The 23,377-nt window shown below is 32.0% G+C and carries 21 protein-coding genes; 7 read left to right on the top strand and 14 right to left on the bottom strand.

Annotation, left to right across the window (positions count from 1 at the left end; genetic code table 11):
• Positions 1-8 precede the first annotated feature (8 nt).
• Entirely contained in the window at positions 9-1,577 is a 1,569-nt protein-coding gene (locus tag ACWA1B_RS14255; RefSeq protein WP_456907970.1) for a protein adenylyltransferase SelO, read from the bottom strand.
• 85 nt (positions 1,578-1,662) lie between these two features.
• On the bottom strand, positions 1,663-2,193 hold the full coding sequence (gene msrA / locus ACWA1B_RS14250; RefSeq protein WP_456907968.1) for a peptide-methionine (S)-S-oxide reductase MsrA: 531 nt from the start codon (positions 2,191-2,193) through the stop codon (positions 1,663-1,665).
• 182 nt (positions 2,194-2,375) lie between these two features.
• Between msrA and ACWA1B_RS14245 the strand changes: the two genes are divergently transcribed.
• The gene (locus ACWA1B_RS14245) at positions 2,376-3,863 is read left to right on the top strand and encodes an aminotransferase class V-fold PLP-dependent enzyme (protein ID WP_456907966.1); all 1,488 of its coding nucleotides are present in this window, start codon (positions 2,376-2,378) and stop codon (positions 3,861-3,863) included.
• A 254-nt stretch (positions 3,864-4,117) separates the two neighbouring features.
• Here the strand turns inward: ACWA1B_RS14245 and ACWA1B_RS14240 are convergent, their stop codons facing one another.
• The 6 genes from ACWA1B_RS14240 to ACWA1B_RS14215 form a co-directional block, all read right to left on the bottom strand.
• Positions 4,118-5,860 carry an APC family permease gene (locus tag ACWA1B_RS14240; protein WP_456907964.1) on the bottom strand — a complete coding sequence of 581 codons (1,743 nt, stop codon included), beginning with the start codon at positions 5,858-5,860 and terminating at the stop codon, positions 4,118-4,120.
• Between the two features lie 145 nt (positions 5,861-6,005).
• The gene (locus ACWA1B_RS14235; protein WP_456907962.1) at positions 6,006-6,476 is read right to left on the bottom strand and encodes a nuclear transport factor 2 family protein; all 471 of its coding nucleotides are present in this window, start codon (positions 6,474-6,476) and stop codon (positions 6,006-6,008) included.
• Between the two features lie 51 nt (positions 6,477-6,527).
• A complete protein-coding gene (locus ACWA1B_RS14230) occupies positions 6,528-7,052 on the bottom strand; it encodes a hypothetical protein (protein WP_456907960.1) in 525 nt (174 codons plus the stop codon).
• Positions 7,053-7,065: 13 nt separating this feature from the next.
• Positions 7,066-7,539: a hypothetical protein gene (locus ACWA1B_RS14225; RefSeq protein WP_456907958.1), complete on the bottom strand. Its 474-nt coding sequence runs from the start codon at positions 7,537-7,539 to the stop codon at positions 7,066-7,068.
• A 6-nt stretch (positions 7,540-7,545) separates the two neighbouring features.
• Positions 7,546-8,223: a peptidoglycan DD-metalloendopeptidase family protein gene (locus ACWA1B_RS14220; RefSeq protein WP_456907956.1), complete on the bottom strand. Its 678-nt coding sequence runs from the start codon at positions 8,221-8,223 to the stop codon at positions 7,546-7,548.
• Positions 8,224-8,234: 11 nt separating this feature from the next.
• A complete protein-coding gene (locus ACWA1B_RS14215) occupies positions 8,235-8,900 on the bottom strand; it encodes a spermidine synthase (protein ID WP_456907954.1) in 666 nt (221 codons plus the stop codon).
• A 67-nt stretch (positions 8,901-8,967) separates the two neighbouring features.
• Here ACWA1B_RS14215 and ACWA1B_RS14210 point away from each other — a divergent pair, with 67 nt between their 5' ends.
• Entirely contained in the window at positions 8,968-9,519 is a 552-nt protein-coding gene (locus ACWA1B_RS14210) for a 1-acyl-sn-glycerol-3-phosphate acyltransferase (protein ID WP_456907952.1), read from the top strand.
• An 83-nt stretch (positions 9,520-9,602) separates the two neighbouring features.
• Here the strand turns inward: ACWA1B_RS14210 and ACWA1B_RS14205 are convergent, their stop codons facing one another.
• Positions 9,603-10,073, bottom strand: coding sequence for a helix-turn-helix domain-containing protein (locus ACWA1B_RS14205; protein WP_456907950.1), 471 nt, complete (start codon positions 10,071-10,073; stop codon positions 9,603-9,605).
• Positions 10,074-10,384: 311 nt separating this feature from the next.
• Between ACWA1B_RS14205 and ACWA1B_RS14200 the strand changes: the two genes are divergently transcribed.
• The 4 genes from ACWA1B_RS14200 (at position 10,385) to ACWA1B_RS14185 (ending at position 15,300) form a co-directional block, all read left to right on the top strand.
• A complete protein-coding gene (locus tag ACWA1B_RS14200) occupies positions 10,385-11,539 on the top strand; it encodes a M14 family metallopeptidase (RefSeq protein WP_456907948.1) in 1,155 nt (384 codons plus the stop codon).
• 77 nt (positions 11,540-11,616) lie between these two features.
• Positions 11,617-12,096: an Lrp/AsnC family transcriptional regulator gene (locus ACWA1B_RS14195; RefSeq protein ID WP_007805990.1), complete on the top strand. Its 480-nt coding sequence runs from the start codon at positions 11,617-11,619 to the stop codon at positions 12,094-12,096.
• Positions 12,097-12,190: 94 nt separating this feature from the next.
• Positions 12,191-14,773 (top strand): phosphoenolpyruvate carboxylase, encoded by a 2,583-nt coding sequence (locus ACWA1B_RS14190; protein ID WP_456907946.1) that lies wholly within the window; start codon positions 12,191-12,193, stop codon positions 14,771-14,773.
• 11 nt (positions 14,774-14,784) lie between these two features.
• Positions 14,785-15,300, top strand: a complete 516-nt coding sequence (locus ACWA1B_RS14185; protein WP_456907944.1) for a DinB family protein — start codon at positions 14,785-14,787, stop codon at positions 15,298-15,300.
• Between the two features lie 58 nt (positions 15,301-15,358).
• On the opposite strand, the gene recQ is transcribed toward ACWA1B_RS14185, so the two are convergent.
• The 5 genes from recQ to aroB all read right to left on the bottom strand — a co-directional run bounded on the left by recQ (position 15,359) and on the right by aroB (position 21,891).
• Positions 15,359-17,479 (bottom strand): DNA helicase RecQ, encoded by a 2,121-nt coding sequence (recQ, locus tag ACWA1B_RS14180; protein ID WP_456907942.1) that lies wholly within the window; start codon positions 17,477-17,479, stop codon positions 15,359-15,361.
• 151 nt (positions 17,480-17,630) lie between these two features.
• On the bottom strand, positions 17,631-18,038 hold the full coding sequence (locus tag ACWA1B_RS14175) for a DNA primase (protein ID WP_456907940.1): 408 nt from the start codon (positions 18,036-18,038) through the stop codon (positions 17,631-17,633).
• An 8-nt stretch (positions 18,039-18,046) separates the two neighbouring features.
• Positions 18,047-19,015 carry a deoxyhypusine synthase family protein gene (locus ACWA1B_RS14170; protein WP_035643712.1) on the bottom strand — a complete coding sequence of 323 codons (969 nt, stop codon included), beginning with the start codon at positions 19,013-19,015 and terminating at the stop codon, positions 18,047-18,049.
• Between the two features lie 107 nt (positions 19,016-19,122).
• Complete coding sequence (locus ACWA1B_RS14165) at positions 19,123-20,526, bottom strand: type III PLP-dependent enzyme domain-containing protein (protein ID WP_026728689.1); 1,404 nt, start codon at positions 20,524-20,526, stop codon at positions 19,123-19,125.
• Between the two features lie 297 nt (positions 20,527-20,823).
• Positions 20,824-21,891, bottom strand: coding sequence for a 3-dehydroquinate synthase (gene aroB / locus ACWA1B_RS14160; protein WP_456907937.1), 1,068 nt, complete (start codon positions 21,889-21,891; stop codon positions 20,824-20,826).
• Between the two features lie 269 nt (positions 21,892-22,160).
• On the opposite strand from aroB, the gene ACWA1B_RS14155 reads away from it, so the two are divergent.
• Positions 22,161-23,330 (top strand): proline dehydrogenase family protein, encoded by a 1,170-nt coding sequence (locus ACWA1B_RS14155; RefSeq protein WP_456907935.1) that lies wholly within the window; start codon positions 22,161-22,163, stop codon positions 23,328-23,330.
• Positions 23,331-23,377: the final 47 nt, after the last annotated feature.

Below are 23,377 nucleotides of genomic sequence, written 5' to 3'. Positions count from 1 at the left end.
ATAAAAGCTTAAGAACTACAAGATAACATGGAGCAGCCTACTTTAGATCTAGCCCAATCTGGTCGTTTTGCAAACCATTTTTCATATTGTGGTTGTTCATCATATGGTTGTTGTAAGAGCGTAAAAAGCTCGTCAATTAATGAATAATCTTCTTTTTCAGCAGCATCAATAGCAAGTTGTGCCATATAATTTCGAAGTACATATTTTGGATTAATGAAATTCATTTTTTGAGAACGCTCTTCATCTGACAATGTTTCCGTTTGCAGTCTTTCCAAATAAGAAGAAAACCATTTTGTCCAGATTTCTGAAATTTCTCCTGAAACTTCTTCTGGTTTATAAAAAGAAAAATTGATCTTTTCAATTGCTTGTGGAGCAAAATCTGATTTTTCAACAGAACTTAAATTTCTAAAAAAGATTGTCATATCGGTTTCTGTCAATTGCAAAATATTTTCTAAGTCGGCAATTAACTGATCGTCAGTTTCAGTTGAAGTAAACAACCCTAATTTACTTAAAAACATTGTTTTATAATCAGAATTGAAATCATTTATAAATGATTCCAATATCTTTTCTAATGGTGCTGCTTCATTAATCAACGGATAAAGTGCGTTGGCTAATTGAAATAAATTCCATTGTGCAACGCTAGGTTGATTGCCAAAACGGTATCTTCTATTTTGGCTGTCGGTTGTATTTGGCGTCCAGTTTGGATCATAATTTTCAAGCCAGCCATATGGACCGTAATCAATTGTGATTCCATGAATCGACATATTATCGGTATTCATAACACCATGCACAAAACCAACACGCTGCCAGTGCAAAATCATTTCACGCGTTGTATCTGCAACTTTTTTGAAAAATTGCAAATATTGTTCTTTTGGCTCACCGCTTATTTCCGGAAAATAATGTTTGATTGTAAATTCTACAAACTGCTTTAAATTTTTCAGCTCATTTCGAGAAGTAAGCATTTCAAAACTTCCAAATCGGATAAAAGATGGCGCAACGCGGCAAACGACAGCACCTTTTTCATACGCAGGATTTCCGTTATATAAAATATCACGTAAAACCTGATCGCCAGAAAGAATCAAAGAAAGCGATCGGGTAGTTGGAACGCCAAGATTGTACATTGCTTCTGCACATAAATATTCCCTTATTGAAGAACGTAAAACGGCTAAACCATCAGCAGTTCTGGAATATGGAGTTTTTCCGGCACCTTTTAACTGAAGTGTGTAAAATTGATTATTATTTTCAATTTCGGTCAAATTGATGGCGCGACCGTCGCCCAACTGTCCAGCCCAATTTCCAAATTGATGTCCCGCATAACACATCGCATACGGCTGTGTATCAGAAAGAATTTCTTTTCCTGAAAAAACATTTAAAAAGTTTTCAGAATTAATTTCATCTTCAGAAATTCCAACCAATTCAGCTACTTCTTTTGAAGCATGAATCAGTTTCGGATTTGAAGGTTTTGTTGGATTTACAAACGAAAATAAAGTATTTTTTACCTGACGAACTTCGTTTGTGAAATCTGGATCAGCAGGTAATTCGGCAGTAAATCGATTATTTATTTTAAGATTTTTCATTGTGGATTTATTTTGCCACAGATTGCCAGGATTAAAATGATTCAGTTTTAAAATAAGAAATCCTAATAAGAGCTGTGGCTAAAAATTAAATTAATCTGTCGGCATACATTTTTTTCAGTTTCTGCACTTTTGGATCAATTACAATCTGACAGTAACGTGCATCCTGATTGTTGTTGTAATAGTTTTGATGATCTTCTTCTGCTTCATAAAACACTTCAAAAGGAGTCAATTCTGTAACAATTGGATCTTCGTAAAAAGGTTTAACTTCCTGAAATACTTTTTCTGCAATTTCTTTTTGTTCCAAATCATGATATAAGACAATCGAACGATATTGAGTTCCAACATCTGCACCTTGACGATTCAGCGTTGTAGGATCGTGGCTTGTCATAAATATAAAAATCAAATCGTGATATGAAATTATGTGAGGATCAAAACTAACTTGTATGACTTCAGCATGTCCTGTTCTGCCAGTACATACTTCTCGATAGGGTGGATTCTTAATAAAACCACCAGAATATCCTGATTTTAAAGATTTTACTCCATTTAAACGCTGAATTACAGCTTCAATACACCAAAAACATCCTCCACCAAAAGTGGCTGTTGCTAAATTTCCCATAGAATTTGTATTGTTTAAGTTTCTATTGCCCCATTAATCCGATAGAATATTATGATAAATTACTAAAATAATGCGTATTTAGTTAAATATACTAAACGGTTATGTAATGTTTGAAGTTTACAATTGATAAATTCGCAATTTTATAAAAAAGCCTTTATATTTGCATTCAAACTCTCACTGTAATGAATAGCAAAAATAGTACCATCACTCTAGAAACTTATTTTCAGGATTTTCGTAAAAATATTGTTGGCATAAATCAAGAATTTACTTCGCCTTATGGCAAAAAACAAATCATTTATACTGATTGGACTGCCAGCGGAAGGTTATATCGCCCTATAGAAGAGAAACTTTTGAATCAATTTGGGCCTTTTGTTGCGAATACTCATACTGAAACTACTGTGTCAGGTACTGCCATGACAAAAGCATATCATCATGCCAGACATATTATCAAGCGTCATGCAAATGCTAATCAGGATGATGTTTTAATTACCGATGGTACTGGAATGACTGGCGTTATCAATAAATTTCAGCGTATTTTAGGATTGAAAATTCCTGAAAACCTTAAAAGCTGCACGACTGTTCCGGCTGAGAAAAAACCGATCGTTTTTATCTCTCATATGGAGCACCATTCCAACCAAACTTCTTGGTTAGAGACAATTGCCGACGTTGAAATTATTCCATCTTGTGAAAAAGGGCTTTTCAGTCTTGAGCATTTGGAAGAACTTTTAGAAAAATACAAAGACAGAACAATTAAAATTGCTTCGATTACTTCATGCTCAAATGTTACAGGATTAAAAACTCCTTTTCATGAGGCTGCAAAATTAATGCACCAATATTATGGAGTATGCTTTGTTGATTTTGCCTGTTCAGGACCTTATGTAGAAATAGATATGCATCCTGCAGATCCTGAAGCGTATTTAGATGCTATTTTCTTTTCTCCGCATAAATTTTTGGGCGGACCTGGAACTTCGGGTGTTTTGATTTTCAATAAAAAATTATATAATAACATGATTCCTGATTGTCCTGGCGGAGGAACTGTAAGCTGGACAAATCCTTGGGGCGAACATAAATATATTGATAATATCGAAGATCGTGAAGACGGTGGAACTCCGGGATTTTTGCAAGTTATAAAAACAGCTCTTGCAATTGAACTAAAGGAAGAAATGGGAATTGAAAACATTTTGCAGCGCGAGCACGAAATTGTTGATTATGTTTTTGGCGAATTAGAACCAGTTGAAAATATCAAGATTTTAGCAGGACAGCATAAAGACAGGTTAGGTGTAGTTTCATTTTTTATTGAAAATCTTCATTTCAATTTAGGTGTAAAATTATTGAATGACCTTTTCGGAATTCAAACTCGTGGAGGATGTAGTTGTGCCGGAACTTATGGACATTTTTTATTGCATGTTGATCAGGAAACTTCTAATAAACTGGTTAATGAAATCACCATTGGTGATTTGATTAAAAAACCAGGATGGATCAGAATGTCAATTCATCCGACTACGACAGATGAAGAAATTGCTTATGTCTGCAAAAGCATTAAAGAATTAGCTGAAAACCATGAAACTTGGGCTTTGGATTATTCTTATAATAAAAATACAAACGAATTTATTCATAAAAATGCTACTTCATTTGAAGATGAATTGGTAGAAAGCTGGTTTAAATCTTAAGATTTTTTAACCGCAATCCCGATAGCTATAGGGATCTAACATTTACGAGAAGTAAGCAAAGTTTAATAAAGTAGACCCGACAGGTTTTAGTACCTATCGGGTTTTTGTTATATAAATGAGTTTGTTGTTTCTCATGAAAATGAAATTTCTCGTTTAGCCCCGATAGAAACGAAAATCCTTTTACAAAAGATTGTAGTGGATAGCGGGACTATGCATGAATTGAAAACAGATTTTTCTGCTCTTTAAAATTATGATTACATTATCAATCGAACTCCCCCGAGATCTGAAACCCGGTAAGAAAATTTATTTCCTGGAGAAGCAATAAACATAAAGTTTTTGGGAATATTCCATTTTTTAGAAAGTTCATCAATCATTTCGGGGCCAAATTCTCCTTTTATTTCCAAATATTCGATGTCTATATCGTCGTACGCTCGATCTAAAACTTCAAGATCTTTTTTCAAAGCATTATTACTTTCTTCCTCTTTTTTGACATGAACTATTTTTAGCTTTTTAGTAGTTTCATTATTTTCTACATACTGCAAAACTTTATTCAAAATTGCTATATCATCGCCTTTAGTAAAGAAAACAAATTCTTGTGAATTAATTTTGATGCTTAAATTTTGAAGATAGCGGTTGCTCAAAATCACCATACGGCGTAGAGGCTGATAAAAATATTCGAGCGCTTCGATCAAAAGCTTAATCAGAATGACGCGATTGAGCATGATTCCGATAAAAATTAAGGAAGGAATCATATATTTTAAAAAGGTATAAAACGAATTAATGTTTAATTCCATATTTCCGATAAAGGCGGCAATTACAAAAATAACTGCTGTTACAACCGCAATTCCTCGAGCGCGTTCAGGTCTGGGAAGTTTTCTGCGTTTGAATTTCAACAATAAATTCCCGATTCCGAAGAGTGCCATTACTGCCAAAAACGAAAAAGTATAAACTCCTGCTAGTGATTCTAAATGTCCTTTTGTAGCAAAAAGCACTGAAATACAAAGAATTAAAAAGCTAATTACAATTCGATAATGCGAACCTCTTTTATTTTGTTTTAGGAAATAATTGGGCAAAATTCTGTCTAATGTCATTCGGTTTAATAATCCTGAAACACCCACAAATGAAGTTAGTACAGCTCCGCATAAAACCAAAACGGCGTCGATAGAAATAAGCCAAGCCAGCCAAGATCCGCCGGTTGTTTCTCCCAAATGTGCCAAAAGAGATTCTTTATTTTCACCAACTTCGGTTAGCGGAATTACGCTAATCAATAAAATGGCAATTACTGGATTAAAAAAACTGACAATTGCCCACATATTGCGAAGTGTTTTTGGAAAAATCCCTTGTTCTTGTTCTTCGACAAAATTCGCAGAACTTTCAAAACCTGAAATTCCAAGCATTGCAGCAGAAAATCCTAGAAAAAGAGCCGTTTTTATACTTCCCGTTGCAAGAGGAGTTTGCCAATTTATATGGAAAGTTTCCAATCCATTAAAAAGCAAAAACCAAACAGACGCCAAAACTAGCAAAGTCAAAGTCGTAATATGTGTAATAAAAATGATGACAGCAACGAATGCCGATTCACCAATTCCTAAAATTGCCAGACAGGTAAATAAAATTAAAATAATGACAGTTGCAATGGTAATGTTTAGGCTTTCAAAAATTCCGTGCAAATAATGCATACCTTCGGAAGCCGAAATTACTGCAGTTGCCATATAAGATAAAACGGTTAATGTTGCAGCAACAGATGCTAGCCGTTTTGTAGAAGTGTTTAATAACACATTGTAAGCACCTCCGTTTAAAGGAATTGCACCAACAACTTCACCATAAATTTTTCGGAATAAAAATAAAACAACTGCAACAATTAGTAGAGAAATCCAAGCATATTGTCCGGCATATAAAATCGTAAGCGCTGAAACATACAGACAAGAAGAGCTAATGTCATTGCCACAAATGGCGGTTGCCTGCAACTGATTTAATTTTTTGTGTATAACTTCTTTCATGGTTATTCAAAATTATAACATGATTAACTTAATAATAAATAGAAACAAAATAATTAAAATCTTTATCTGCTCGCAGTTTCTGTAATTTTAAGAAACGTTATTAATATCCAGTTAATCTGAATTTTGAATATTCAGGTTAAGAAGATTATTTGGCTTGCTGAAACTTTTTAAGTGATAGCAAAGCTTGCTCTTGAATTTTTTTATGAAAAAAACCTGTCCAGCCTAATAAAAGCCCAGTAATACCAAAGGCTTGTTTTGACCATTTCCAAACGTCAAAATTATCAGTGTGCTTAATAATAAGACCGTCTTGAAATACGAACTCTGCAGAAATAGTATTAACTACATTTCTGTTGGTTTTGCTGAAATTGTAAGTAGCCACCCACCGAGCAGATCCAGAAAAGTCATCGGCTTTGATATTTGAAAATTCAATTTTAATATTGCCTTTACTTTTTAAAAGTAGCATTTCCCACATTTTTGAAACTTGCTCTTCTTTTAATAATCCGAAAGCAGGATCAATAAAATGGACTTTTGGATGATAGCATTCGCTCATTGTTTTGGCATCGGCGTTTGCAAAAGCAGTATAGAATTTCGTAATTAAATTTTCGTTGGCGTTCATGTAGATTTTAATTAAAGTATAAATATAAGATTATTATCTTAAGTTTTTTCTTTATAAAACGCTAATTTCTTTAGCAGTATCAAAAGTCTTTTTCGATTTATCGTAGACAGTTGAAAAATAAGAGCTTCTGTTTACAGCTGTAAAATATCCAGTTTGATTACCAAAAGAATTTGAACCGCCCGCAATTATAAAGCGGATTGCTTGAATATCTGTTTTTTTTAGTTTGATCATTTCTGCCGGAGTAAAGTAATAATAGGCAGTTGTTTTTCCGTCGGCACTTTCTTTTACATTTTTGTCGACGCAAGGAATTACATCACCATTAGCCAGATCAACATAAACACCACCAGAAATTCGGGCCTGTTCATTTGCTGTTGCAATAGTTAATTTTAAAACACCTCCTTTTTCTGTTTTTGCAATCTGAACATTAGTTTCTCCGGAGAAAGCATATTTTTCGCAAATAAAAATATAATTCTGTGTTGCCGGATAAGGTTTTGAACCTTTTATACTTATAGTTTCCTGAGCGTTTACAAAGTTTGCCAATAAAAGCAATAAGAAAAGCGGTAATTTTAAAGCCATATATTTTCCTTTATTATTCGTTTATTTTAGCGTCAAATTTTTCATCCCAATCCATTGATTTTATGGCCGAAATCAAATTGTTTTCATCAACAAAAATCCTGAGTTCCTTGTTGGCTACTTTTTTGGAGTACAAAGCATGATAGCGGTAAATGACTTCCTGCTTGCTTTTATAAACGCCGTCTAATTTCAAATCAATAAAATTACCATAATACTGTCTAAATCTTGTGCAGGTTTTAGTCAGTCGCTCTTCAGTTGTATTTTCCATAACTGACTTGGTAACTTCTGTTTCATTAAATGGTTTAAATTTAGAAGTATTGCAGGTTTCTAATACACGTTTGCCTAATTCGTACGCTTTTTTTTGCTGGTTCGAATTAATTTCTGAAACTGCAACTTTCTTAATTTTCAAATCGTCAGTATCTCTGCTGACTGTTTTTGATTTACATCCAATAAGTAACAACAAACATATAATCAATCCTGCTTTCTTCATAACTATTTATGTTATTTTTAATAATAAGTTAGGGTCGGGGCAGTTCTCTATATAAAAATTGAGATCATTTGAATTGCAGACTCCAGGATAATCTCCCCAGAAATCTTCGATATCTTTGATAATCTGAAAGTGGACATGCGGTGCATAGTCACCATTTACAGCTGCATTTCCAAGAGTTGCAATTTGTTCTCCTTTTTTAAAAGATTTCCCTACACTTAATCCCTCTAAACTTTCTAACGACAAATGTCCATATAAAGTATAAAATTTTTCATTTTGAATTTCATGTTCCAAAATTATAGTCGGACCATAATCGCCCAATCCCACATTGTTTTTAAAACTGTGAACTTTTCCATCCAGAGCAGCCAGAACAGTTGTTCCTACTTTTGTCCATAAATCAAGACCAATATGAATATTGCGTTCCGGAATAGAATCATTTCTAAAAATGGTGCTCCTTTTATATAATGTACGACCCTCAATATAACCGCCAAAAGCAACTTCAGCATTGTTTCTTAATAAATAATCTGAAATAAAAATTTCAAATTCGGCAGCATTTTCTGGCCGAATATCCAATAATTCTTCATTATTGGCAGATAAATCCAAAGGTAAATACTTTGAAAAATCAATACTTGAATCGATAATTTTAGTAGGCGGCAAGGCATTTAAAATGGCAGAAAGGGGTTTCATAAAAATAAAAATTAAGCTACTTTTTTTATAATAATTAACTCATTGTGAACCTCAATGCGGGGAAGCATTTTTGAGGAAAACAATTTAGTGTTTATTTCTGAAATGTACTTCCTATTTCTCACATTATGTGCTTCGTCTAAAATCATGGTATTGAAAAGCACGAAACCCTCATCTTTTAACAGAGAACAAACACGTTCACTGAAAAAACGTTCAAACAGGAAATTTGGCATTTTGATATCTTCAAAAATATCAATTATAATTAAATCGTATTGATCTTTTGTTTTTAAAACAAATTCAAATGCATCATCAATAATCAATTCCAGCTGCTCAATTTTATTTAAATTAAAATATTGATTCGCAATCTGAATCATTTCGGGATCAATTTCAACTCCGGTTATTTTTCCTTTATAATCAATTTCATCTACTAAAGTTTTTATAACGCTGCCGCCAGCAACTCCCAAAACCAAAATATGATCCATTTTTAAAATAGTATCGTAACCAATATTCCGCAAGCCATACCTCAATATACGCTGTAGGCTTCCATAAGAATAATTTGTGTTTTCAGAATCTAAAACCAATTCGCCATTTGCCCAAGTAACTTCAATTGTTTTGCTTCGAACCGATTTTTTTTTGAATATTTTAATTGGAATTAAATAACTGAATAACTTTTGAATCATTTTATAAGGCTTTTACCCAAAAATACATTTTAAATCTGTTATTTTTGCAGAAATAATAAAAATTTTAATGAAAAAACAGTTGTACAAATTCATCTTTTATAAGCTAATGGGCTGGAAAATAAGGGGAGTTGAAAATGCAGAGGTCAAAAAATGCATTCTGATGGTTATGCCTCATACCAGCAATCACGATTTTTACATTGGGCTTTTAACACGTGGAATTTCAGGACTGCAAATGAATTGGGTTGGAAAGAAGGAATTGTTTAAATTTCCATTTGGTTATTATTTTAGAAATGTTGGAGGTGAACCACTTGATCGTTCTGGTGGATTGAATAAAGTTGATTCGATTGCGGCGATTTTTGATCGCAAAGAAACTTTTCGTTTAGCCGTTGCTCCAGAAGGAACCCGAAAAGGAGTTACAGAACTGAAAACTGGTTTTTATTATATTGCGCTTAAAGCAAATGTCCCAATTGTTCCTGTCGCTTTTGACTGGGGAAAGAAAGAAGTTAATTTAGGGAAACCTTTTTATCCAACAGGTAACTATGAAGCCGATTGGGAAATTTTAAAAGAACATTACAAAGGTGTCCTTGGAAAAATTCCTGAAAACGGGCTCCAAGTCTAAAATTTGGATGTTTTTTTAAATACGTGAGAATTGCTTAAACGAAAAATAATTTTAAAAATTTTCAAATACGCGAAATTTTTGAATCATGGTACATAGGTCTTGAATTTACCATTTTTATAAAAAAAGATGATTTTTTCGATTTCGTCTTCATTCGGATTGAAAATTGTATTTTTTATTGAAGATATATTTTTGGTTTCTACATTTTCTTTTTCAGGATTGATTTCAGAAAATAAATCGATGGTATTAAAATTTTCGTTTGATGAAGTAGGGGCGATGTTTTTTTCAATTTCTGAGATAACTCCAAATTGTAAAGTTGATTCTTCATTACTTTTCGGGAAATTTCCTTTTCCATTCAGTAACCAATATAAATCAACATCTGGAAAAACTTCAAGGATTTTCATGACAAAATCAAGGCTTGGCTTGTTTCTGCCAGATAGGAGATGAGACATACTTGAGCGTTGAACTCCAATTTTATCAGCAAATGAAGAGGCGTTTATACCGTAATAATCCAATATAATTTCAAGCCTTTTTACAAAATCATCGATGTTTACCATTGTAAATTATTTTTAAAAATATGTAATTCACAAATGTAACAAAAAAGAATTAACATAGCTATTTTACAGTTATAAAACATTTGAATGATTGTTTTTAAATACAATAAAAACTTTATATTATTGTATTTAATTAATTGATTATAAAATACTTAGTTGTTTACATGTTGATTTATAACAATTGTCAATTCAACTATTTAAAACTTTTCTCAAATAACAACAAACAATGTTTACAAATCTGAATTATCTCAATTTTCAACAGTTTACAATTGTAAAAATAAAGATGTTTACTTTTGTAAACAAATCAAAAGACAATGAATTTAGAAGAATTATTTAACCAGAACAAAGAAGAATCCATCTCAGGTCGCTATCTAACTTTAGACCACATAGAACCTTTATTAAACAAATTAAATACAGATAATCAAGTTTCAGTAATAGGCAGATCAGTTTTAGGCGCACCTATATATAGTTACCAAATTGGTACAGGAAAAACACGCGTTTATCTTTGGTCTCAAATGCACGGAAATGAAAGTACAACGACAAAAGCGCTTTTTGATTTCATTAATGTACTTAATAACCGATCAGAGTTTGCTCAAAAAATGCTTAGTACTTTTACTTTTTACAGCATTCCTATACTAAATCCAGACGGAGCGAAGTTATATACCCGTGAAAATGCCAATAAAGTTGACTTGAACCGTGATTCACAGAATTTGACTCAGCCTGAAAGCAATGTTTTAAGAGAAGTATTTGAAACATTTAAGCCTCATTTCTGCTTTAATCTGCATGATCAGCGTACTATATTTGGCGCAGGGGAAACAGGAAAACCTGCAACAGTCTCATTTTTAGCACCATCATATAATGAAGAAAGAGAAATTAATGAAAATAGATTAACGGCTATAAATTTGATTGCAGGAATTAATGATGAATTGCAAAAATACATTCCTGGTCAAATAGGACGTTTTGATGATTCTTTTAATATTAATTGTATTGGGGATACTTTTCAATTTTTGGGAGCACCAACAATATTATTTGAAGCAGGACACTATGCAGGCGATTATAATAGGGAAATTACACGAAAGTTAATATTTTTCTCACTAATTACGGCGTTTAAACTCATCTCCGAAAACGATTTAGTTGATAATAGAATTAGTGATTATTTGAATATTTCACAAAATAAAGTGGTTTTTTATGATTTTATGTATAAAAATATCAAAATAAATTATGATGGTATCGAAATTATTACGAATTTTGTCGCACAATACAAAGAAGAATTGATTGAAAATAAGATTCACTTTAATGCTTACATCATTGAAGCAGGAGAATTAGAAAATTATTTTGGTCACTATGAATATGATGCACAAGGAGCAATTTATTCTGATGACTATGATAACTTTCCGAAATTGAATCAAAAAGCAGATTTTTATTTAAATAAAAATATTAAATTTGTTAACGGGTTGATAAAAAGTTAATTTTTATGTGAATTTGTTGTTTTTTATATATATTTTTATACTTTGTAATAGCAATTAGTAATATTAATTAAAGAATTATGAGTAAATTTCGTTTAGATGAAGTAGATCACCAGATTTTAGATATGTTAATAGACAATACGAGAGTTCCGTTTACTGACATTGCAAAAAAACTATTGATATCTGCTGGAACAGTACATGTTAGAGTAAAAAAGATGGAGGATGCCGGTATCATTATGGGATCTTCACTAGCCTTAGACTATGATAAATTAGGGTATTCATTTATTGCTTATGTGGGTGTATTCCTTAATAATACATCTCAAACTAAATTTGTATTAGAGCGAATCAATCAAATTCCATTCGTAACAGTAGCTTCTGTAACGACAGGAAAATTCAATATTTTTTGCAAAATTAGAGCAAAAGATACTAAGCACGCAAAAGAAGTTATCTTCATGATTGATGATATCGAAGGTGTTTACAGAACAGAAACAATGATTTCATTAGAGGAAAGTATTAACGATAAGAAGCGTTTGATGCATACTATTTTTAAAAATATGTAATATTTTCTTGAATGCTATATTATAAAATATAACCTCAAGTTTATTCTTGGGGTTTTTTTATGACCTATTAACCAACCAACTACACAACACAATTATGTACACGTTACCAAAAATTGAACGTTTTAATCAGGACGTTCTCTCTAAATACTACATTTATAATAGTGTTTTTATAACATTACCGTTTGATTCTATTGATAATACAGGGGTTTTGCTGCCATTATTTACAGAAACTTGCGAAACAGGATTTAAAAAACAAGAGACACCTAAAGAAATTTTTGATTTTTTCTCAAATAAATTTCTTAATAATGCATCTGAAACTGAAAAAATCGATTTAATGTTTCGATTTATTCAATATATAGAGCGCCAAATTGTATTATTTGATGCCATTGAGGACGCTGCTTTTCCTGAAGTTAATAATATGGAAGGACGTGGTTCTCTTCGTGATATTAAAGAAAAAACGGATGCAAAAGAAAAAGACGGTGAATTAATTGAATTTTTAGAAAACTTCAATGTGCGTACTGTTTTGACAGCGCATCCAACTCAGTTTTACCCTGGTCCTGTATTAGGGATTATAAACGATTTGACTGAAGCTATTCGTCAAAATGATTTATTGCAAATCAAACAATTATTGGCGCAATTGGGTAAAACACCATTTATTCAAAATGTAAAACCAAATCCTTATGATGAAGCTGTAAGTTTGATCTGGTATCTGGAGAATGTTTTTTATGCAACTTCTGGAGAAATTGTTCATTATTTGCAAAAAAATATCCTTGGCGGAAACGCGATTCAAAATCAACTAATCAAACTTGGGTTCTGGCCTGGAGGTGATCGTGACGGAAATCCTTTTGTAACAACAGATATCACTTTAAAAGTTGCTGACCGTTTGCGCACTTCTATCTTAAAGTGTTATTATGTTGAAATGAGAAACTTAAAAAGAAAGTTAACTTTCTCAGGAGTAGATACTTTAGTAGCTGAACTTGAACATAAACTTTATCGTTCTGTGTTTTATTCTAAAGGTGAAATCTTTATCACATTAGATGAATTATTGGCACAACTAAATAAAATCAGAACTATTATCATTGAGAAACATCAGTCATTATATTTAGATGAATTAGAAGCGCTGTTAGTAAAAATAAATTTATTCGGATTTCATTTTGCTACTTTAGATATTCGTCAGAATAGTAAAATTCACAACGCTGTTTTCAAGGATGTAGTAAATTATTACTTGAATTCTGGTTCTGATATTTTTCCGAAAAATTACTACGAATTGAATGAAGATCAAAAAATCAATGTTTTATCAAAAGTAAAAGGTAATTTGAATCCGAGTGATTTCGAGGATGAAATTACAAGATCAACATTAGAATCTGTTCAGGCAATCAAAACGATTCAACAAAATAACGGAGAAGAAGGAGCTAATCGTTACATTATCAGCAACAACGAAAGTGCGTTGAACGTAATGGAAACTTTTGCTATGATTCGTTTAAATAATTGGGAAAATCCATCAGTTGATATTATACCACTTTTCGAGTCGGTTGATGATTTGCAGAATGCACATTCAATAATGGAACAATTATATACAAATCCGGAATATTCTAAACATTTGCAGGCAAGAGGAAATAAGCAGACTATTATGCTTGGTTTTTCGGATGGAACTAAAGATGGTGGTTATTTGATGGCCAACTGGAGTATCTATCAGGCAAAAATTTCGTTGACTGAAATTTCAAGAAAATACGGAATCAAAGCTATTTTCTTTGATGGACGTGGCGGACCACCTGCGCGTGGTGGTGGAAAAACACATAAATTCTATGCATCATTAGGACCAAAAATTGAAAATAACGAAATCCAGATTACTGTTCAAGGTCAGACGATTAGCTCTAATTTTGGAACTTTGGATTCTTGTCGATATAATATTGAAAATTTATTGACTGCCGGAGTTACCAATCAGGTATTCAAAAAAGAAGAAAATGAACTAAGTCCAGAAGAAACGCAAATTTTAACACAATTAGCGACTTTAGGATATGAAAAATATTTAAGTTTTAAAAATCACCCGAAATTTATTCCATATTTGGAAAAAATGAGTACGTTGAAATATTACTCAAAAACTAATATTGGAAGCCGTCCATCAAAAAGAAGTAAATCTGAATCATTAGATTTTGCTGATTTAAGAGCGATTCCATTTGTAGGTTCCTGGAGTCAATTAAAACAAAATGTTCCTGGATTTTTTGGAGTTGGATCAGCATTGAAACACTTTGAAGAATCTGGACAATGGGAAAAAGTAAGCGATCTATATCATAATTCGTTATTCTTTAAAACTTTGCTTGAAAATAGTATGATGTCCTTGGCAAAATCATTTTTACCATTGACAGCATATATGCGAAAAGATCCGGAATTTGGTGAGTTTTGGCAAATTATTTACGATGAGTTTTCAGAAACAAAGCGTCTTTTATTGAAAATTGCTGGTCATAAAACATTAATGGAAAATTACCCTGATGGTATAGCTTCAATTCAGGTAAGAGAGCGTATTGTATTGCCATTGTTGACAATACAACAATATGCATTGTTAAGAATTAATGAATTGAACAAAGAAGAAGGTAATGAGGATTTGATTAAAGTTTATGAAAAAATAGTTACCCGATCACTTTTCGGAAATACAAATGCAAGTAGAAACTCAGCGTAAAGATTAAAAAGATGAATGCAGACCAATTATTAGACAATGAATATTCGGGCGGATTTGCTACTTATATTCGTGAAGCTGGAAATGTAAATTTGATTGAAGAATTGGAAATTTCTTTGCATGATTTCATCCGATTTGTACAAAACATCCCGATGGATAAATTTGACTATCGATATGCTGAAGGAAAGTGGACAATCAAAGATATTATTCAGCATATTATAGATTGTGAGCGTATTTTTGCTTATCGAGCATTGCGTTTTTCAAGAAATGACAAAACATCTTTGCCAAGTTTTGAAGAAAACGATTATGCTGAGAATACTAATTCGAACGCACGAAGCATTCAGGATTTATTGACTGAACTTTCAGCCTTAAGACATTCAAATTTATTGTTTTACAAAAGTTTAACTGAAGAACAACTTAAGAGAATTGGAACAGCTTCAAATATTCATATTTCAGTTCGTGCTTTAGGTTTTGTGATAATCGGACATCAAAAGCACCATCAAAAAGTTTTTGAAGAAAGATATTTGTAAAAGATATAAACGTTATAAAATTTAATCCTGTGAAGAAAATTTTCACAGGATTTTTTATTTAAACTTGTTGCGTTTGATTTTTTCTTTCTACGAATGCTAAACCAAAGCGAATTTTATCATAAGACATTTTTTCTTCAAAATAATCGAAGTACTGTTTTAGTGCAGTTGGTTTTTCTAATTCAATTTGAGCTTTTTCAATTTTTGAAATTTCTTCATCAGAAACAAATTGGCTAAGATTTAAATTATGACCGTCAATATATAATTTAGCCAAATGTGAAATTACAGTCGTTTGGCTGATATTTCTTCTTTTTGCGATTTCCGCAACAGAAATGCCGCTTTCAAATAATTCTAAAGTTTTTTTATAAGTACTGTCTTTTTTTTCTTTTTTTACAACCGACTTATTTTTTTGAAACTGAATTATCGCATTAATAAATTCTGAGCCATATTTTTCTAATTTAACTTTCCCAACTCCTTCAACAGTAAGAAATTCATCTTCGCTCATTGGTCGTAAAATTTCCATTTGTTTTAAAGCTGCATCGCTAAATATTACATAAGCAGGAACTTCTTCTTCTTTAGCAATTTCATAACGTAGTTTTCGAAGTGTTTCAAAAAGAGAATTTTTAACCGCTTTTGCTTTCTCTTGTTTTATTTCATTTTTGTCAATTACTTTTTTGACAACAGTTGTGAGTTTTACTTTTTCACGATCAAATAAAACTTTTTTAGCAAAAGGAGTAAGAAGAATTTTATTGTGTTGATGAAATGCAATTTCGCAATAACCTAAATTTATCAATTGAATTAAATATTGATTCCAATCGTACCAAGATATATCAACGCCAATTCCGTACGTTTTTAGCGTTTGATAATTTTTTTCGTAGATATACGCGTTTCTCGAGCCTCTTAAAAAATCAACAATTACAGCTAATGGTTCAGATTCCTTTAAACGTGTAATTGCTGACAATGCTTTTTGCGCGAGAATCGTCCCATCGAAAAAAGTTGGCGGATTTTTGCAAATATCACAGTTTCCGCAATTTTCAGTTACTAATTCACCAAAATAAGAAAGCAAAATTTTTCTACGACAACTTACGGCGTCTGCATACTGCTTCATACGATCTAGTTTTGCAAGCTGGATATCAGAATTCAATCCTTCAGATGCAAATTTTTGAAGCTGAATCACATCAGCATAACTTTCAAACATTACAGTTTCAGCAGGTAAACCGTCACGACCTGCTCGGCCAATTTCCTGATAATAACCTTCAATATTCTTTGGAAGATTATAATGAATCACCCAGCGAACATTTGATTTATCAATTCCCATTCCGAATGCGATAGTAGCGCAAACCACCTGACAATCATCGTTTATAAATTCGTCTTGAGTTTTTGCTCGTGTTACATTATCCAAACCTGCATGATATGCTTTTGCAGTAATTCCGTTTTTGACTAGTTTTTCAGCAAGCTCCTCTGTTGTTTTTCGGCTTAAACAATAAATAATTCCAGCTTCATTTGGTTTATTTTCTACAAAATCAATAATCTGTTTTACGCGATCTAAAGCTGGTCGCACTTCAAGACTTAGGTTTTTCCTATCAAATGAAGCAACAAATGTTTTAGGATTTTTTAAATTCAGCTGTTTTGTAATATCAGTACGAGTTGCTTTATCCGCAGTCGCAGTTAAAGCGAGAATTGGAGTAGAAGGGAAGCGGTTTTTTAAGTAACCCAAATTTGTATAAGCAGGTCTAAAGTCATGTCCCCATGAAGAAATACAGTGTGCTTCATCAATTGCAATCAAACTGATTGTCAATTCATTAAAAATAACATCTAGATAAGACAAGCTTTCCGGAGCAATATAAACAAGTTTAAAGGTATTTGATTTTAAATTATCTATATAGAATTGCTGTTCCTGAGAAGATTGACTACTATTGATATAACAAGCAGAAATTCCGTTTGTTTTTAAACTATCAACTTGGTCTTTCATCAAAGCAATTAAAGGAGAAATTACAATTGTAATCCCTGGTAAAATGAGAGCTGGTAATTGAAAACATATTGATTTTCCACCACCGGTTGGCATAATTGCAAGTGTATCCTGACCAGAAAGTACAGTATTAATTATAGTTTCCTGATTTGGACGAAATTTTTCAAATCCAAAGTTTTCTTTTAGTTTGGCGTGTAGTAATTCGTTAGTCATATTGCAATTATATTTTAAATAATAAAATTAAAGAATTTTCTTTCTAATTTTGATTGTTTTTTAAAATTATTATTCAAAGAAAAGTTTATTCAGAGTAATAAAAAAAGGAACTCAAATCTGAGTTCCTTAAATTTATTTTAAAAGATATAGATTAATCTTCGTCATCTTCATCGTCGTCGTCTGCGATATCATCTTTATCTTCATCGTCGTCCTCATCATCACCACCATCAGTATCTGGTTTGTCTTGGTTATCATCATCATCGTCATCATCAGCTGCATCATCATCAAGATCAAGCCCTTTTACTGGCTCGATTGTATCAACATCTAGATCTATATCGTCATCTTCGTCGTAATTTTCAATTCTGTCTGCAAGTTTTGTACTGATTTTTACTAAATAAATAGTGTCTTCGGTACGAACTTCAACAGCTTCTACTAATTCGTTTTTAGCGTTTCTAAAACGGATAACATCCGAATCATCATAACCATCAGGAAATTTTTCAACCAAAAGGTTTAAAATTTCATTTGTCAGTTTGGCGTAGTCTACTATAACTCTTTTCATAAAATATCCTATAAATCTAATAAATATGCAAAAATTAACGGAGCAACAATTGTAGCATCCGATTCGATAATAAATTTAGGGGTTTTGATGTCTAATTTACCCCAAGTAATTTTCTCATTTGGAACTGCTCCAGAATATGAACCATAACTAGTTGTTGAATCAGAAATTTGGCAGAAATAACTCCAGAACGGAACATCATGCATTTCCATATCTTGGTATAACATTGGCACAACACAAATAGGGAAGTCACCAGCGATACCACCGCCAATTTGGAAGAATCCGATACCATTACTGCTATTTTTTGAGTACCAATCAGCTAAGAAAGTCATGTACTCAATTCCAGATTTCATTGTTGACGCTTTTAATTCACCTTTAATTACATATGAAGCAAAAATATTACCCATTGTACTGTCTTCCCATCCTGGAACGATGATTGGAAGATTTTTTTCAGCTGCTGCATACATCCAGCTATCTTTCAAATCGATTTCATAATATTCTTCAAGAACACCTGACAACAACATTTTGTACATGAATTCATGTGGGAAATAACGCTCACCTTTATCATCTGCATCTTTCCAAATTTTGTAGATGTGCTTTTGCAAACGTCTGAAAGCTTCATGTTCTGGGATACAAGTATCTGTAACACGGTTTAATCCTCTTTCAAGCAATGCCCATTCGTCTTCTGGTGTCAAGTCACGATAGTTAGGAACTCTTTCGTAATGAGAATGAGCTACTAAATTCATGATGTCCTCTTCTAGATTGGCTCCAGTACATGAAATAATTTGTACTTTATCTTGTCTAATTATTTCAGCGAAAATTTTACCAATTTCTGCTGTACTCATAGCTCCAGCCATACTTACAAGCATTTTAGCACCATTAGCTAATTGTTGTTCGTATTCTTTAGCTGCATCTACAAGAGAAGCAGAATTAAAGTGTAAATAATGTTTTTCAATAAACTGACTGATTGGTCCTTTCATTTCCTCTTTTTTTTTTTGTTTTTTTTGAATTAAAGATTTTAACCTCTTTCTGCTGTATGCAAATTAATCATTTTTCAAATATTAACATTTAATTTGCAATTATTTTTTTACATTTTTTTCTTGTATCCTAAAATCTTCAATACATCATCAGAAGTTTGTTGTTCTGAGAAAACTTCTGTTGCCAGAATTCCGTTTTCATCACGATCAATCAAAATATGTTTTGGTTGTGGAATCAAACAGTGGTGTAAGCCTCCGTAACCTCCAATTGTTTCCTGATACGCACCTGTATTAAAGAAACCAATATACAATGGCTTTTCTTTGTTGTATTTAGGCAAATAAATAGCGTTCATATTTTGTTCTGAGTTGTAATAATCGTCACTATCACAAGTCAAACCACCTAATAAAACCCGTTCGTAAGTATCATTCCAGCGATTGATTGCCAGCATAATAAAACGTTTATTTATTGCCCAAGTATCTGGCAAAGTTGTAATGAATGATGAATCGATCATATTCCATTTTTCTCTATCATTTTGTTGTTTTTGATACAAAATCTGATAGATTGCACCGCCGCTTTCACCAACTGTAAACGAACCAAATTCTGTAAAAATATTTGGAACATCTACTTCAGCTTCCTCACAAGCAATTTTAATTTGATTGATAATTTCATCAATCATATATTGATAATCATATTCAAAAGCAAGCGAATTTTTAATCGGGAAACCACCTCCAATGTTCAAACCATCCAGAGTAGGGCATTCCTTTTTAAGAGCAATGTACACTTTAATACATTTTACAAGCTCATTCCAGTAATATGATGTATCATTTATTCCAGTATTAATGAAAAAGTGAAGCATTTTAAGCTCTAATTTGTCATTTTCCTGAATTTGTTTTTTATAAAACGAGACAATATTTTTATAACCAATACCTAATCTTGAAGTATAAAACTCAAATTTAGGCTCTTCCTCAGCAGCAATACGGATTCCAATTTTAAATTTTCCTTTAATTTCGCCCTGAAGCAAATCAAGTTCTTCGTAATTGTCAATAATCGGAATAGTATTTTTATGTCCGTTATTAATTAATCGTGCAATGTTGGTAATGTATTCATCTCTTTTAAAACCATTGCAGATGACGTAAGTACTTTTGTTGATTTTTCCATTTTCCAACAAATTCTCAACGATGTTAACGTCAAATGCTGAAGAAGTTTCAATATGAATGTTATTCTTAAAAGCCTCATTCATAATATATTCAAAATGAGAACTTTTTGTACAATAGCAATAGTAATATTTTGCTTCGTATTTATTTTTTTCCATTGCTTTTCTGAACCAAGACTTTGCCTTGTTTATGTTTTCAGAAATTTGAGGCAAATAAGTAAACTTCAAAGGTGTACCATATTGTTCAACCAATTTCATTAAATCGATATTATGAAACTGAAGGTTGTCCTTGTTTAGTTTAAATTCCTCTTGTGGGAAATAGTATGTTTGGTTTATTAGATCAGAATATTTTGTATTCATTTAATTTTCAATATTTTAATTTGTATTTAAATTTAGTAAAAACGGCGCTAAATTTAAAATTCAAACTCTAATATTGGCAAAAATAATCGGCAGCTTTTCGTGCTCAGCTTTTGAACATAAGAAAACATCAAAACAAAACGGACTTTTACTATTATAAAAGCGGTTCAGCATTCTCAATAAAGAACTGTTGAGTCTATTTCGGTAAGAGCTGAAATGTCTTTGTTTTCTGTTTGTTTTCATCGAGGCAAATGTAAAAAATAATATATACCTAAAGCAATGCTTTTGATTAAAAAATATTTAAGATTTATAATCTTGAAACGCTTCTAGAATTAATTTATTTTCAACTGATTGGTTAATTTTTATCTTTCCGATTCCTTCAATTAACGCAAATTGAATTAAACCATATTCATTTTTTTTGTCATGAATTAGCAATTCAAGTATTGGATCGATGTCGTCTTCATTAAAAATAATGTCATCATAAATTCCTTTTATTACGGTTTTAATTTCTCGATATTCTTCTTCAGAAATTAAACTTTTCTTTAGCGAAATATAACTTTCTAAAATCATCCCTACAGCAATTGCTTCTCCGTGTAATAAAGTAGTTTTTTCGTCGCTTTCTAAAAAATACCCTTCAATCGCATGGCCCAAAGTATGGCCAAAATTTAAGGCTTTACGAATATTTTTCTCTGTGGGATCCTGAACAACAATTTCATTCTTAATCTCAACTGAGCGATAAATTAATTGATCTAGTTCATCAAAAACGATCGATTTTAAATCTGAGAATTGCCTCCAATATGGCGCATCATAAATTAAACCGTGCTTTAACATTTCAGCTAAACCAGAACGCATTTCGCTTTGCGGCAAAGTTTCTAAATATTCGGTATCGATAAGTACCATCTGCGGAACGTTAATTACACCTATCTGATTTTTAAGATTCCCCAAATCAACACCTGTTTTTCCACCAACAGAAGCATCAACCATCGATAATAAAGTAGTTGGAACATTTATAAAATTAACTCCTCTTTTAAACGTAGAAGCAACAAATCCGCCCAAATCAGTTACGACACCACCACCAACATTAATCACAAGCGATTTTCTATCAGCTCCAAGTTCTGTTAAAATATTCCATATTTCAATACAGGTTTCAATATTTTTATTGGCTTCTCCTGCTTCAAATTCAATAATCTCAATTGCTAAATCTGTTTCCAACATTGGAATAAATTTAGGAAGACAGTGTTCATTTGTCTGATCATCAACGATTATGAAGATATTTGAATATTTATTTTCCTTTAAGTGTTTATTTAAGGCTTCGTATGCATTTTGGTTGAAATGCACTAGATAGTTATTCGCTTGTATAGATTTCATAATTTCTTTGGTTATTTGAAAGCGCAAAAATAAGGCATTTTAAGCTAAATAATATTCAAACTTTATCTCTAATTTGTTTTAAAATAAATCATTCTAAATTGCGCGACATTCCTAATTTGTGGATTTTAAGCAGAATCTAAAAGAAGTAGTAAAATTTTACTTCATAATTTAATATTCGTTTTTTCTATATTGATGATTTAGAAAAATTTCACACGATTTCGTAAAGAATATTCAAAACACTCTATATCTTTGCATAAAAACTAAACTTAATGGAAAAAATATTCGATAACACTCAAGTTGCATTTTCGCTAAAGAGTGATACAGAACTTGATAGAGCTTACTTTCTTTTTAAAATGATTGACAGTGAACCGCTTGTAAGAATTGGAACAGCTGTAACAAATTTTGCAATTAAAGCGCATCTTCCTGTAGAAGGATTAATTAGAGCAACTGTTTTTGATCACTTTTGTGGTGGTGTAAATGAAAATGATTGTCTTAGTGTAGTAGATAAAATGTTTACAAAAGGTGTATCGTCTGTACTTGATTATTCTGTTGAAGGAAAAGAAGAAGAGGAGCAGTTTGATGCCGCTTTAGAAATGACCTTAAGAACAGTTGAGTTTGCTAAAGAACGTCTTGCTATTCCATTTGCTGTTTTTAAACCAACAGGTTTAGGTCGTTTTGAATTGTATGAGAAATTAGGAGAAAAACAAACTTTGTCTCCTGCAGAGCAGGCAGAATGGGATAGAGTAGTGGCTCGTTTTGATAAAATTTGTAGTGAAGCGCACAAAAAGGATGTAGCATTATTGATTGATGGTGAAGAAAGCTGGATGCAAGATGCTGCTGATGATTTAGTGACAGATATGATGCGTAAATATAATAAGGAAAAAGCAATTGTATTTAATACATTACAAATGTACCGTTGGGATCGTTTGGATTATTTGAAAAAATTGCATGATGTAGCAAAAACAGAAGGTTTTTATATTGGAATGAAACTGGTTCGTGGTGCTTATATGGAAAAAGAACACAAAAGAGCTGAGGAAAAAGGATATGTTTCTCCAATTTGTGTTTCTAAAGAAGCTACTGATGTAAATTATGATGCAGCTGTTCAATATATGTTGGAACATTTAGATACTATGGCAATTTTTGCGGGAACGCACAATGAATTGAGTTCATACAAATTAATGGAAATGATGGCTCAAAAAGGGATTGCTAAAAACGACAACAGAATTTGGTTTGGACAATTATATGGAATGAGCGATAACATTAGCTATAATTTAGCTGAAAACGGATATAATGTTGCGAAATATTTGCCATTTGGACCCGTAAAAGATGTTATGCCGTACTTGATTCGTCGTGCAGAAGAAAATACTTCTGTAGCAGGACAAACAAGCCGTGAATTATCAATGATTAAAGCAGAAAGAAACAGAAGAAAAGGGAAATAATTTTAATTTTCTGTTTTCTGTATCAGTTTTACAGATATTAAAAAAAG

It is taken from the genome of Flavobacterium xizangense (assembly GCF_054075145.1).
The sequence above is the reverse complement of the archived record's forward strand: the minus strand, read 5'-3'. Positions and strand labels throughout refer to the sequence as shown.